Origin of the sequence: Sphaerisporangium perillae (genome assembly GCF_023276435.1) — a bacterium.
GTDB classification, from domain to species: domain Bacteria; phylum Actinomycetota; class Actinomycetes; order Streptosporangiales; family Streptosporangiaceae; genus Sphaerisporangium; species Sphaerisporangium perillae.
In genome coordinates, this window is record NZ_JALLPO010000031.1 from 30,829 (window position 1) to 42,996 (window position 12,168).

Genomic DNA, 12,168 nt, shown 5'->3' on the forward strand with positions numbered 1-12,168 from the left:
CCCGCCGCTCAGCGAGAACTTCCCATGCCGGGCACCGCCTTGTGCGCATTAGTCCATAGACGCCGCCCGCGGAACCGCCGAAGCTGCAAGCGACAACCGACATCCTTCAGGAGCAGATCATGAAACGGCTAGGGCCCTATCACACATTGGCCGCGGGGGTGGTCCTGGCCCTCGGGCTCGCCGTTCTCAGCGTCCAGACCACGCCGCGCACCGACGACGCGGCGGCCTCCTCCGGCATCCCGGACGCCCGCGCCACCACCAAGGTGGCCCCCGAGCCCACCAGCACGGCACTGACCGGCGACGCCACCGCGACCGGCGAGGCGACCGAGGCCGCCGCCCCGACCCCGAAGCGCGCCGACTACGCGGGCGTGGCCCAGGGCAACGGCGGCCTGGTGGCGCTCTCGATCAAGAACGGGAAGGCGATCGCCTACTTCTGCGACGGGCGCATCGAGTCCTGGCTGAAGGGCACCGCCGAGGACAACACCGTCACGCTCACCGGCAAGGGCTCGCTGATCACCGCGGCGCTCGGCGACGGCAAGGCCAAGGGCACGCTCCAGGTGGGCAAGGCCAAATGGCGCTTCACCGCTCCGCTCGTGAAGAAGCCCTCCGGCCTCTACCGCGCGACCGCCATCGTGCGCGGCGCCAAGGCCGTCGGCGGCTGGATCATCCTGCCGAACGGGCAGCAGGTCGGGCTCGTCGACATCGGCGACTCCCCCTACCAGGCTCCGAAGCTCACCCCCGGCTCCCCCGTGGACGTCGAGGGCACGCGGCTGAGCCCCGAGGACACCGACGCCTTCATCGACGAACTCTGACCCCCGCGACCTCCCCGGCCCTCGGCCCCCGCTTCCCGACCTCCCGGCCTTTCCGATCTCGCTTCCCGATCTCCCGCCCCTTCCGATCTCCGCCTCCCGGCCTTTCCGACCTTTCCCATTTTTCCGATCTCCCGACAAGGAACGCCTGCGATGACCGTCCCCCAGATCCCGCGAAATGACGCCGCGCGCAAGCAGAGCAGCGCGCCCTATCTCGTGCCGCTTCTGGTAGGCGGCCTGGTGGCCGTCGCCCTCGGCGTCTACGGGCGCGAGCACACCCCCACCGGATACGCCGTGGGGCCGGCCGGCTTCTCCGGAGCCCAGGCCATGAAGTCGTGGCTGGCGACCGGCGCCTTCGTGCTCGCGATCGTCCAGGTGATCTCCGCCCTGGCGATGTACGGCAAGATCCCGGGACTTCAGGCGCCGCCATGGACCGGAACGCTGCACCGCTGGTCGGGCCGCCTGGCGTTCGTGCTGTCCGTGCCGGTGGCGTTCCACTGCCTGTACGCCCTCGGGGCGCAGTTCGACGTGCCGCGCGTGCTCGTCCACTCGCTGCTCGGCACGTTCTTCTATGGCGTGTTCGTCGCCAAGATGCTCTCGCTGCCGAAGCGGGACCTGCCCGGCTGGACGCTGCCCGTGCTCGGCGGGCTGGCCTTCACCGCGCTCACCGGGCTCTGGCTGACGTCGTCGTTCTGGTTCTTCACCACGTTCGGCATCACGTTCTAACGGGCGGCCGAAGGAATGGCTCTCAGGCGGGCGGCTGGAAGAACTTGGTCCGCACGAGCCCGGCCGCGCGCCCCTTCGCGGCGATGACCAGGGCCATCTTCCGGGAGGCCTCGTCGATCATCTCGTCGCCGAGCATCACCGCGCCGCGCCTGTCCACCGTCGTGGCGTGCTCGTAGGCGGAAAGGATCAGCTCGGCGTGGTCGTAGTCCTCCTGCGTGGGCGAGTAGATCGCATTGGCCGACTCGATCTGCGTCGGGTGGAGCACCCATTTGCCGTCGAATCCCAGCGCCGCCGACCGGTGCGCCGCCTTGGCGAACCCGTCGAGATCCTTGATCTGAAGGTACGGCCCGTCGATGGCCTGCAGGTCGTGCATCCTGGCGGCCATCAGCATGCGCATCAGCACGTAGTGGTAGGCGTCGCCCTCGGTGTAGCCGGGCGGCTGCTGCCCGACGACCAGGCTGCGCATGTTGATCGAGGCCATGAAGTCGGCCGGCCCGAACACCAGCGTCTCCAGCCGGGGCGACGCCGCGGCGATCGTGTCGACGTTGACCAGTCCGCGGGCGCTCTCGATCTGGGCCTCGATGCCGATGCCGCCGACCGGAAGGCCGATCGCCTTCTCGATCTGGGTGAGCAGCATGTCCAGCCAGGCGACCTGGACGGCGTCCTCGACCTTGGGCAGCATCAGGCAGTCGAGCGCGTCCCCGGCCGCCTCGACGATCTCGATCACGTCGCGGTAGGTCCAGGCGGTGGACAGGTCGTTCACCCGCACGACCCGCGTCTTGCCGGTCCAGTCGCCGGTGAGCAGGGCCTCGATGACGTTCTTCCTCGCCTGCTCCTTGGCACCCGGTGCGACGGAGTCCTCCAGGTCCAGGAAGACCTCGTCGACGGGCAGGCCTTGCGCCTTCGAAAGAAAGCGCGTGTTGCTGCCGGGCACCGCGAGACACGAACGCCGAGATCGCATGCGCACACGGTAACCCCCTGGTGCACCCCTATGTGCCTGTGGGGCCGTCACAAAGGGGGTCGCGGGTTCTTGGCGCGGACCTCGTACTGTTTTCTGGGTGCGTGTCGCGACAATGGACACCTAACCTCGGTAAAGGGAGAGATAGCAATGGCCTCTGACGCCTCCGCGGTACTCCGGCCCGCCGTACTGTCCGACTTCATTCCCGGCAAGCTCGTCCGGGACATCGCGCTGGTCATCGGGGCGGCCGGCCTGACCGGGGTGGCCGCGCAGGTCAGCATCCCCCTGCCCGGGACCCCCGTGCCGTTCACGCTGCAGACCTTCGCCGTCCTGCTGGCGGGCGCCGCGCTCGGCCTCCCGCGAGCCTTCCTCGGCATGGCGCTGTACCTGGCTATCGGGCAGCTCGGCGTGCCGTGGTTCGCGCCCTCGGGCGGCAACGCCACCTTGGGCTACGTCGTCGGGTTCGTTCTCGCCGCGTCGGTGGTGGGCGCGCTCGCGAGCCGGGGCGGCGACCGCACCCCCGGGCGCACCCTGGCCACGATGGCGCTGGGCACCCTGCTGATCTACGCGGTCGGCCTTCCCTGGCTGATGGTGGCCACCGGTCTGGACCTGCCCGCCGCCTTCTCGGCCGGTGTCGTGCCGTTCCTGATCGGCGACACCATCAAGGTCCTCGCCGCCGCTGGTCTGCTCCCGGCCGCGTGGAAGCTCGCCGGCCGCTGAGTCCGCGCTCCGCACGGCACCCCGCCTCGTGCGGGGGCCCTGCGGGCATCGGGCAGGGCACCGCCGGCCGGCGCATCCCTGCCCCCGGACCGCGCCACACCGGGCCCATCGGCCGTACATTGCTGGTGTGAGCCTGTCGCTGATCGAAGAGGGCGCCAAGAAGTCGAGCGTTCTGTGGATCTCCCTGGCCGGCCGTGACCGGCTGGCGTGGCACGTCTGGCACGACGGCGCGATCTACGTCGTCACCGGCGGGGAGGAGCAGTCGCTCCCCGGCCTCGCCGACGCCTCCCGCGTGCGGGTGACGCTGCGCAGCAAGGACAACGGGGCCGAACTGGTCTCCTTCGAGGCCGGGGTCGAGGTGGTCGATCAGTCGGCGCTGTCGGAGACCGAGGCGGGTGCGGTGGCCGCCTTGGCCAAGGACCGTCTGAACGCCGTCGACGCCGAGGGGCTGACGGCTCGCTGGGCGGCCGGCTCCTCGATCGTTCGGCTGACGCCCGCCGTCGCCGTCTGAGCCAGCAGGGCTCCGGCGAGCACGATCGCCCCGCCCGCGATCTGGGCCACGCCGAGCCGCTCGGCGAGCAGTGCCCAGGCGATCACCGCGCCGGTGACGACCTCGAGGGACGCCACGGTGGCCCCGATCGCGGCCGACAGGCGCCGGACGGCGATGACTCCGGTGATGTACGCGAGGACGGTCGCCACCACGATCAGCCACAGGGCGGCGGCGAGCACCGGGATCGTAAGGCCGTTGGCCGTCACGACCGTCCCGAAGGCCGCCCAGGGGATGTCCCAAGGCCGGGAGAGCGGGCCCAGGACGACGGCGGCGCCGGCCAGGCCCCAGGCGATGAGCCCGAGCGGGTCGACGTCGTCGCCGAAGCCGTCGCTCATGAGGAAGTAGCCGGCGCAGCACGCCGCGCCGATCAGGCCGAGCAGCACCCCGATGCCGTCCAGGCTCATCCCGTGCCAGATCTCGACGACGACGCCGAGCCCGGCGAGCACGATCACCGCGCCCACGTACGCCGAGCGCGGCAGCCGTACGTGCCGGACGAACCGCACCCAGAAGACGACCAGCACCGGCGCGGTGTACTCCAGCAGGAGCACCACCCCGACCGGCAGCCGGGTGATGGCGATGAAGAAGACCGCCTGCACTCCGGCCACGGCGATCATGGCGTACGCGGCGAAGAACCCCCGCTTGCCCTTCGGGACGCGCAGGGCTTTGGGCCGGAACGCCGCCACGATGGCGATGAGCAGCACGGCGGCACCCGCCATCCTCACCCATACAGCCTGCAAAGGCGTCAGACCGCCCAGGCCGACCAGCTTCGCCATGGATCCGGAGAATCCAAAGCACCAGGCCGACACGGCCGCGATCGCCAGCGCCCCGCCCTTCATACGCCACCATCCCGTAATGACCGTTAAGTGCTTTTGATGCTGTCATACGGCCTTCGAGCAGATCAAGGCGCGACCGTACGTTGAGACGGCTTTTACGGGGGCCGGACGCGTCTCGTCCCGCGCGACCTCGTACGCTGCGGTAGTGAGGATCTTCGTCGCCCGGCTGGCCGGAACCCCGGTGTTCGACCCCGCCGGTGACCAGATCGGGCGCGCCCGGGACGTCGTGGTCGCCATGCGCCCCAACGACCCGCCCCGCGTGCACGGCCTGGTCGTCGAGGTCCAGCCACGGCGGCGGGTGTTCCTCCCCATCACCCGCGTGCGCAACATCGAGGCCGACGCCGTCATCTTCACCGGCACCATCAACCTGCGGCGCTTCGAGAAGCACTCCACCGAGTCCCTGGCCATCGGCGAGATGCTGGACCTCACCGTCGAGATCGACGGCGAGAAGGTCACCGTGCTCGACCTCGCCATGGAGCAGAGCCGGACCGGCGAGTGGCTCGTCACCAAGGTGGCCGTGCTGCGCGGCGGCACCGGCCGGGGGCTGCGCCGCAGGCGCGGCGTGACGCTGGTCGTCGACTGGGCGGACGTCGCCGGGTTCGGCTCCGTGCAGGCGGACCAGGGCGCGGCCAACCTCCTGGCCGCCTTCGAGGAGACGCGCCCCGCCGACCTGGCCAACGCCCTGCGCCACCTCCCCGACAAGCGGCGGGCGGAGGTCGCCGCCGCCCTGGACGACGAACGGCTCGCCGACGTGCTGGAGGAAATGCCCGAGCGCGACCAGATCGGCATCCTCGGCAGGCTGGACGCCGAGCGGGCGGCCGACGTGCTGGCCGCCATGGACCCCGACGACGCCGCCGATCTGCTGCAGGACCTGCCGCCCGCGCAGGCCGAGGCGCTGCTGGCCCGCATGGAGCCCCGCGAGGCCGCCCCCGTCCGGCGGCTGCTGACCTACGCCGAGAACACCGCGGGCGGCATGATGACCAGCGAGCCGGTCGTGCTGCCACCCCACGCCACCATCGCCGAGGCCCTCGCCCAGATCCGCCGCCAGGGCATCACCCCGGCCGTCGCCGCCCAGGTGTACGTCGCCCGTCCGCCGACGGAGACCCCCACCGGCAAGTATCTGGGCGTGGCACACTTCCAGCGGCTCCTGCGCGAACCGCCGTCCTCTCTGGTGGGCGGGGCGATCGACAGCAGCATCGACCCGATCCGCCCGCACCTGCCCCTCCCCGCGGTGACCTCGTACCTGGCCACCTACAACCTGGTGGCGGCTCCGGTGGTGGACGAGCTCGGGCGGCTCGTCGGCGCGGTCACGGTGGACGACGTGCTCGACCATCTGCTGCCCCCCGGCTGGCGCGAACGGGACGAGCAGGCCGCCGGCCCCGGGTCCCCGGAGCCGGACGAGGACGGCGCGCCGGAGGTGAGCGGTGGCGGTTGACCGGCTGGACCAGCCCCGGGAGCTCCGCCGCACCATTCGACCGCACTACGATCCTGAGGCCTTCGGGCGCCTGTCCGAACGGATCGCCCGCTTCCTAGGCACCGCGCGCTTCCTGGTCTATATGACCGGTTTCATCGCCGTCTGGGTGATCTGGAACATCCTCGCGCCGAGGGACCTGGCCTTCGACCCCTACCCCTTCATCTTCCTGACGCTGATCCTGTCACTTCAGGCCTCGTACGCCGCCCCGCTGATCCTGCTGGCCCAGAACCGCCAGGCCGACCGCGACCGCGTGCAGAGCGAACAGGACCGGATGACCACAGAGCGCAACCAGGCCGAGGTGGAGTACCTCACCAGGGAGATCGCCGGGCTGCGCCTCGCCATGGGCGAGCTCGCGACCCGCGATTACATCAGGGGCGAGCTGGAGCACCTGCTGGAGGACCTACGCGAGCCGGCCGCCCGGCAGGACGGCTCCCGGCACGACGACGGCCACCCGTACGCGGATCCCTCAGGCTCCGGCGGGGACCCCGGCGGCGCCCGGTGAGTCCGAGGGGGCTTCCAGGGAGCAGCGGGCGAAGAGCTTGGTGAGCACGGCGGCGCACTGCCGCAGCTCCTCCTCTTCCAAGTGATCGAGGAACTGCCCGCGTACGGCGCGCAGGTAGGTGGGGGTGGCTTCGCCGAGACGGCGCTCGCCCGCCTCGGTGAGCACCGCGAACAGGCCGCGGGCGTCGCTCGTGCAGGCCTCGCGCTCGACCAGCCCGTCGCGCTGAAGGCGGTCGATCAGCCGCGTCAGCCCGCTGCGGGACAGCAGCACCCGCTCGGCCAGATCGTTCATGCGCAGCCGCCGGCCGGTGGCCTCCGAGAGCTGCAGCAGCACGTCGTAGGCGGCAGGGGCCAGGTCGTGCGCGCTCAGCAGCTCGACCTCCAGGCTCCGCGTTATCTGCACCTGGGCCCGTTGCAACATGCGCCAGACGATGAGCGGCTGCGGAGTGATCTCCGCCGTCATGGACGTCACGCGGTCATCCTAGAAGGTTGTATAAGCACCCACACCTCCCTATTGGTGTCTCTTGAGCCCCAGAGGGGGAGGCGGAGTTCGTAGGATCGGCCCTGGGTTCGTAGCATGGATCCATGGCACCAACCCCAGAAGCGGTGACGGCCGCGTTGGCGACGGTCAACGACCCGGAAATTCGCCGGCCGATCACTGACCTTGACATGGTCAAGAGCGTCGATATCTCCCCCGACGGGGTGGTGCGGGTCGGCGTCTACCTCACCGTCGCGGGCTGTCCCATGCGCGACACCATCACCCGTGACGTCACCGCCGCCGTTTCCAAGGTCGAGGGCGTCACCGGCGTCCAGGTCGAGCTGGACGTCATGAGCGCCGAGCAGCGCAAGAACCTCCAGACCACCCTGCGCGGCAACCGGGGCCCGGAGAAGGAGATCCCGTTCGCCAAGCCCGGCTCGCTCACCCGGGTCTTCGCGGTCGCCAGCGGCAAGGGCGGCGTCGGCAAGTCGTCGGTCACCGTCAACCTCGCGGCGGCGATGGCCTTCTCGGGGCTGAAGGTCGGCGTGCTCGACGCCGACATCTACGGCCACTCCATCCCGCGCATGCTCGGGGTGGGCGACCGTCCCACCAAGGTCGAGGACATGATCATGCCGCCGGTGGCGCATGACATCAAGGTGATCTCGGTCGGCATGTTCAAGCCGCCGGGCAACAGCCCCGTGGTCTGGCGTGGCCCCATGCTCGACCGCGCGCTCCACCAGTTCCTGGCCGACGTCTACTGGGGCGACCTCGACGTCCTGCTCATGGACCTGCCGCCCGGCACCGGCGACATCGCGATCTCGGTGGCGCAGCGCATGCCCGGCGCCGAGATCCTCGTCGTGACCACCCCGCAGCAGGCCGCGGCGGAGGTCGCCGAGCGCGCCGGGTCGATCGCCACCCAGACCCACCAGCAGATCGCCGGCGTCATCGAGAACATGGCGTGGCTGCCCTGCCCCCACTGCGACGAGCGCATCGCCGTGTTCGGCGAGGGAGGCGGCCAGTCCGTCGCCGACGGGCTCACCCGCAGCCTCGGCGCCCGCGTCCCGCTGCTCGGTCAGGTCCCGATCGACCTGCGCCTGCGCGAGGGCGGCGACAACGGCAAGCCGCTCGTGCTCACCGACGCCGACTCGCCCGCCGCCACGGAGCTGCGGCGCATCGCCGAAGGCCTGAGCAAGAAGTCCGGCAGCCTCAAGGGCCTCCAACTCGGCCTGTCCCCCTCAGGCCGCTAACGCGGGAGGCCGGCGCGGTCGCGCCGGCACATCAAGAAGGGGCCGTCCCTGGTGGGGCGGCCCCTTCTTGCGTGTACGGGCTCAGGTGGCTTCGACGTCGTACGGCGGGATCTCGCCGTAGCCGAGTTCGTCGTCGGCCGTCCTGGTGGAGGAGTCGGCGTACGGCTCGTCGTAGGACGGCGTGCGGTCGGCGGCGGGACGGTTCCAGTCGTCCTCGAGATCCTGCAGGAGGTGCTTCCTGACGAAGTTCTTCGGGTGCAGGTCGGTCGGGTCGAAGTTTGCGAACTCCGGCCCGAGGTTGTCCTGCAGGTCGCTCTTGGCGTTGTTGGCCATCTGGCGGACCTGGCGGAGCATGCGGCCCGCCTGGGAAGCGGCCTGCGGAAGCTTCTCGGGACCGAAGACGAGAAGGGCGATGACCACGAGTGCCAAGACCTCAGGCCAGCCGAGTCCGAACACGGTGATCTCCTACGCTCTCCTGCGCCGACGCCTGCCGCCCGCCGGACCGGCCGACGGTGACCTGGCTACACCCAGACTAATGCCCCGGTTCGGCATGGGGCGCCACAAGGCACCGTCGATCATGAGGGCTGCGGCGTCGGAACCGGCACGGCGTCGATCGTCACACTGGTGGTGCGCTCGCTGCCGTCACGCTGGTACTTGATCGTCACCTTGGTCCCGGGCGCCTTGCTGCGGATGGTGACGATCAGCTCCGACGGCTGGGTCACCGGGGTGCCGTCGATCTCCAGGATGACGTCACCGGCCTTCAGGCCCGCCTTGTCGGCCGGGCCTCCGGGGGTGACGGGCTGCTGGCCCTGCGAGGAGGACGTGGCGATGCGGACGCCGTCGCCCTGGTAGTTCTCGTCGATGGAGACGCCGATGCGGGACTTCTTGGCGGTGCCCGTGGTCACGAGCTCCTCGGCGATGCGCCGGACGTGGTTCACCGGGATGGAGAACCCGAGCCCGATGCTGCCGCTCTGCCCGCCGAAGGAGGTGTTGCCGAGCGTGGCGATGGCCGAGTTGACGCCGATCACCTCACCGGCGGCGTTGACCAGCGGCCCGCCCGAGTTGCCCGGGTTGATCGCCGCGTCGGTCTGGATGGCGTTGATGAACGACGACTCGGACCCGCTCTCGCCGCCCGCGGTGACGGGACGGTTGAGCGAGCTGACGATGCCCGTCGTCACGGTGCCGGTGAGCCCGAGCGGCGAGCCGATCGCGATGACGGGGTCGCCGACGACGACCCGGTCGGAATCGCCGAGCGTGATCTCGGGGGCGCCGAAGGTGTCGGCCGGCTTGACCACCGCGATGTCGGAGCTCGGGTCGCGCCCGACGATCGTGCCGGCCGAGGACTTCTTGTTGCTGAACATCACCTTGATGTTGCCGGTCTGCGCCGCGGCGGCCACCACGTGGTTGTTCGTGACGATGTAACCACCCTTGATCACGAAGCCGGAGCCGGTGCCGGCCTCGCTGTTGCCCTTCACGTCGAGCGAGACCACGCTCGGCAGGACCTTCGCCGCGACGCCGGCCACCGAGTCGGGGGCGCGGTTGACGACGGCGCCGGTGGGCGTGCCGAGGCTGTAGGAGGGGTCGACGCCCGAGCCGGAGCGGGTGAGCAGGTAGGTGCCGACGCTGCCGACGGTCGAGGCGACCAGGGCGATCACGACGGCGAGCACGGCGAGCACACCCGTCTTCGGCACCCGCGACGCGGCCGCGCCGGTGGCCATGCGGGGGGCGCTCGGCGGTGGCGGCGCCCATCCCGGGCCCATGCCGAACGCGTTGCGCGGCGGCGGGGGCGGCAGCGGGCCGTAGGGACCCCCTGGGGAGGGCGGTAGCGGTCCACCGGACGGGTTGCCCCACCCGGAGGCCCCCTCGTCGCCCGCGGGCCGCTCGCCGTGGCCACCGGGCCTCTGCCCCTCGCCGGGGTACGGAAGGGGACCGGTGCCCTCGCTCGCGAACGGGATGAAGCCGGTGTTCTCCCCGGAGGACGGCACCGGGCCGGTGGCCTCACCGGGGAAAGGATCGCGCCCCGCCCCGCCGGAACCGTAGGCGTCGCCACGCCCCGCACCGCCGGAACCGTAGGCGTCTGCGAACCCGTAGGCGTCGCCACGCCCCGCACCGCTAGGACCGTAGGCGTCGCCGCGTCCCGCCCCTCCGGGGCCGTAGGCGCCGCCCTGGCCGGGAGAGCCGCCCTCGGGGCCGCTCGCGGCGTAAGGGTTCGGGCCGGTGAACGCGTCGGACCCCGACATGGGCGCGCCCGTGGGCCAGGTCTCGGAGGCGGGCAGGAACTCGGGCCTGACGCGCATGCCGCTGGAGCCAGGCGACCCCGACATCGAGCCATCCCCGGACCGCTGGGGTGGAGTGGCCACGTCCCCGCCGTCGAAGGTACGTGTCTCGTCGGTCATCGAAGGCTCACTCCCGAGGCCGGTCAACGTGGTCTACGCCAAAGTCTCGCTCGGAGCGCATACGAGCGCCGTAAACTCGCCTGAGGCGTCCACCCGATCGTATGCCCGCCACCGCCGTAGCGTGACCCGCCACTGCCTGAGCGGCCACCACTCGCGCCGCCGCGGCGTCGCGTGGCCACAGCCTGACCGGTCATCACCCGCCGCGACCGCGGCGGGACCGGCTCAGGGCTGCTGCGTGGGCGTGACGACTTCCCGTCCGGGGAGCAGCCGGCCCGACGGCACCGTGGCGCCGTGCTGGTTGGCGAACATCTCGACCGGCGGGGACGGCGGCCTGTTGTCGACGCCGCCGACCATGAACAGCGTGCCGAGCGCGACGGCCGCGGAGGCGACGCCGACCGCGACGTACCCCGCCCGGCGGTTGCCTCCTGAGCGTCCCGGCCCGGAGAAGCCGCTGCCGCGGCGCGGCCGGTTGTCGGCCGGAGCGCCGTTCAGAGAGTAGGACGTAGTGGGAAAGGGGCGGACGCGCGGCGGGAGTGGCCCGCCGGGCTCGGACATCCGCAGCAGGGACATCGTGAGATCCGCCGGCATGGCGGGCGGGTCGAGTGATCGAAGACGGCTCTTGAGGGCCCGCATGGCGTCGAGTTCGGCGCGGCAGTCCGCGCAGAACGTCAGGTGCGCCAGCGCGCGTTCCCGCTCGGCGTGGCCGAGCTCACCGTCGATCAGCGCTGAGGCGCGCTCTCCGAGATGGCTCATGCTCCCTCCCTGGTTACGGTCGGGGGGAGTTCGTCACGACGGGGCGCCCGGTGCTCCAGGGCCTCCCGCAACTGGCTGCGACCGCGATGGATGCGGCTGCGGACGGTGCCCAGCTTCACGCCGAGCGTCGCCGCGATCTCCTCGTAGGACAGGCCTTCGATGTCGCACAGCACCACCGCCGCGCGGAACTCGGGCTGGAGCGCGTCCAGGGCCGCCTGGATGTCCGGCTCGAGCTGGGAGTCGTCGAACACCTGCGCCGGGGACGGCTCACGCCCCCGCAGGCGCTCCGCCGCGTCGTCGCCGAGCCCCTCGAAGCGGATGCGCTGCCTGCGCCGCGCCATGTCGAGGAAGAGGTTCGTCGTGATGCGGTGCAGCCAGCCCTCGAAGGTGCCGGGGGTGTAGCTGGAGAGCGAGCGGAAGACCCGGACGAAGACCTCCTGCGTGAGGTCTTCGGCGTCGTGGACGTTGCCGGTCAGCCTGTAGGCAAGGCGGTAGACGCGCGCTGAATGCGCGCGAACGACCTCCTCCCATGTTGGAGGCGTCCAACCTCCGTCGGGCAGCCGAGGGTCTCCCCCCGGAAACGCACTGTCGGGAGTATCAGCCTGGTGGTTGTCCTCCACCAGCACTCCTCTCTCCGGGACCACCGCTACAGCCATAGTGCCTGCTTTCGTCCCTTCCTGCGTACCCACGGACCAACGTGGCCGGACTGTGTTCTTCGACGGC

General features: G+C 71.1%; 13 protein-coding genes. 6 read left to right on the forward strand and 7 right to left on the reverse strand.

Going from position 1 to position 12,168, the window contains the following annotated elements; translation table 11 throughout:
• The first annotated feature begins 119 nt into the window (after positions 1 to 119).
• Both MYF83_RS27935 and MYF83_RS27940 read left to right on the forward strand, forming a co-directional pair.
• The gene (locus tag MYF83_RS27935) at positions 120 to 812 is read left to right on the forward strand and encodes a hypothetical protein (protein WP_248963702.1); all 693 of its coding nucleotides are present in this window, start codon (positions 120 to 122) and stop codon (positions 810 to 812) included.
• Positions 813 to 962: 150 nt separating this feature from the next.
• Positions 963 to 1,535 (forward strand): DUF6529 family protein, encoded by a 573-nt coding sequence (locus MYF83_RS27940; protein ID WP_248963703.1) that lies wholly within the window; start codon positions 963 to 965, stop codon positions 1,533 to 1,535.
• Positions 1,536 to 1,557: 22 nt separating this feature from the next.
• Here the strand turns inward: MYF83_RS27940 and MYF83_RS27945 are convergent, their stop codons facing one another.
• On the reverse strand, positions 1,558 to 2,496 hold the full coding sequence (locus tag MYF83_RS27945) for an HpcH/HpaI aldolase/citrate lyase family protein (protein WP_248963704.1): 939 nt from the start codon (positions 2,494 to 2,496) through the stop codon (positions 1,558 to 1,560).
• A gap of 147 nt (positions 2,497 to 2,643) precedes the next feature.
• On the opposite strand from MYF83_RS27945, the gene MYF83_RS27950 reads away from it, so the two are divergent.
• Complete coding sequence (locus MYF83_RS27950; protein ID WP_248963705.1) at positions 2,644 to 3,213, forward strand: biotin transporter BioY; 570 nt, start codon at positions 2,644 to 2,646, stop codon at positions 3,211 to 3,213.
• Between the two features lie 366 nt (positions 3,214 to 3,579).
• Here the strand turns inward: MYF83_RS27950 and MYF83_RS27960 are convergent, their stop codons facing one another.
• A complete protein-coding gene (locus MYF83_RS27960) occupies positions 3,580 to 4,599 on the reverse strand; it encodes an EamA family transporter (RefSeq protein WP_308201510.1) in 1,020 nt (339 codons plus the stop codon).
• 142 nt (positions 4,600 to 4,741) lie between these two features.
• Between MYF83_RS27960 and MYF83_RS27965 the strand changes: the two genes are divergently transcribed.
• Both MYF83_RS27965 and MYF83_RS27970 read left to right on the forward strand, forming a co-directional pair.
• The gene (locus MYF83_RS27965; protein WP_248963707.1) at positions 4,742 to 6,031 is read left to right on the forward strand and encodes a magnesium transporter MgtE N-terminal domain-containing protein; all 1,290 of its coding nucleotides are present in this window, start codon (positions 4,742 to 4,744) and stop codon (positions 6,029 to 6,031) included.
• Positions 6,021 to 6,572, forward strand: coding sequence for a DUF1003 domain-containing protein (locus MYF83_RS27970; RefSeq protein ID WP_248963708.1), 552 nt, complete (start codon positions 6,021 to 6,023; stop codon positions 6,570 to 6,572). Before MYF83_RS27965 ends, MYF83_RS27970 begins: the two co-directional genes overlap by 11 nt.
• Here MYF83_RS27970 and MYF83_RS27975 read toward each other — a convergent pair.
• Positions 6,537 to 7,034: a MarR family winged helix-turn-helix transcriptional regulator gene (locus MYF83_RS27975; protein ID WP_248963779.1), complete on the reverse strand. Its 498-nt coding sequence runs from the start codon at positions 7,032 to 7,034 to the stop codon at positions 6,537 to 6,539. The two genes, MYF83_RS27970 and MYF83_RS27975, sit on opposite strands and share 36 nt — an antisense overlap.
• Before the next feature lie 122 nt (positions 7,035 to 7,156).
• Here MYF83_RS27975 and MYF83_RS27980 point away from each other — a divergent pair, with 122 nt between their 5' ends.
• Positions 7,157 to 8,296, forward strand: a complete 1,140-nt coding sequence (locus tag MYF83_RS27980; protein WP_248963709.1) for an Mrp/NBP35 family ATP-binding protein — start codon at positions 7,157 to 7,159, stop codon at positions 8,294 to 8,296.
• 81 nt (positions 8,297 to 8,377) lie between these two features.
• On the opposite strand, the gene MYF83_RS27985 is transcribed toward MYF83_RS27980, so the two are convergent.
• The 4 genes from MYF83_RS27985 to sigE form a co-directional block, all read right to left on the reverse strand.
• The gene (locus MYF83_RS27985; protein WP_248963710.1) at positions 8,378 to 8,752 is read right to left on the reverse strand and encodes a sec-independent translocase; all 375 of its coding nucleotides are present in this window, start codon (positions 8,750 to 8,752) and stop codon (positions 8,378 to 8,380) included.
• Between the two features lie 119 nt (positions 8,753 to 8,871).
• On the reverse strand, positions 8,872 to 10,692 hold the full coding sequence (locus MYF83_RS27990) for a S1C family serine protease (RefSeq protein ID WP_248963711.1): 1,821 nt from the start codon (positions 10,690 to 10,692) through the stop codon (positions 8,872 to 8,874).
• Between the two features lie 222 nt (positions 10,693 to 10,914).
• Entirely contained in the window at positions 10,915 to 11,445 is a 531-nt protein-coding gene (locus MYF83_RS27995) for an anti-sigma factor family protein (RefSeq protein WP_248963712.1), read from the reverse strand.
• The gene (sigE, locus tag MYF83_RS28000; protein ID WP_248963713.1) at positions 11,442 to 12,101 is read right to left on the reverse strand and encodes an RNA polymerase sigma factor SigE; all 660 of its coding nucleotides are present in this window, start codon (positions 12,099 to 12,101) and stop codon (positions 11,442 to 11,444) included. Before sigE ends, MYF83_RS27995 begins: the two co-directional genes overlap by 4 nt.
• Between the last annotated feature and the right edge of the window lie 67 nt (positions 12,102 to 12,168).

Coding starts and splice junctions, on each gene's coding strand:
- MYF83_RS27935 (WP_248963702.1), top strand. CDS start 120: ATGAAACGGCTAGGGCCCTATCACACATTGGCCGCGGGGGTGGTCCTG.
- MYF83_RS27940 (WP_248963703.1), top strand. CDS start 963: ATGACCGTCCCCCAGATCCCGCGAAATGACGCCGCGCGCAAGCAGAGC.
- MYF83_RS27945 (WP_248963704.1), bottom strand. CDS start 2,496: ATGCGATCTCGGCGTTCGTGTCTCGCGGTGCCCGGCAGCAACACGCGC.
- MYF83_RS27950 (WP_248963705.1), top strand. CDS start 2,644: ATGGCCTCTGACGCCTCCGCGGTACTCCGGCCCGCCGTACTGTCCGAC.
- MYF83_RS27960 (WP_308201510.1), bottom strand. CDS start 4,599: ATGAAGGGCGGGGCGCTGGCGATCGCGGCCGTGTCGGCCTGGTGCTTT.
- MYF83_RS27975 (WP_248963779.1), bottom strand. CDS start 7,034: ATGACGGCGGAGATCACTCCGCAGCCGCTCATCGTCTGGCGCATGTTG.
- MYF83_RS27980 (WP_248963709.1), top strand. CDS start 7,157: ATGGCACCAACCCCAGAAGCGGTGACGGCCGCGTTGGCGACGGTCAAC.
- MYF83_RS27990 (WP_248963711.1), bottom strand. CDS start 10,692: ATGACCGACGAGACACGTACCTTCGACGGCGGGGACGTGGCCACTCCA.
- MYF83_RS27995 (WP_248963712.1), bottom strand. CDS start 11,445: ATGAGCCATCTCGGAGAGCGCGCCTCAGCGCTGATCGACGGTGAGCTC.
- sigE (WP_248963713.1), bottom strand. CDS start 12,101: ATGGCTGTAGCGGTGGTCCCGGAGAGAGGAGTGCTGGTGGAGGACAAC.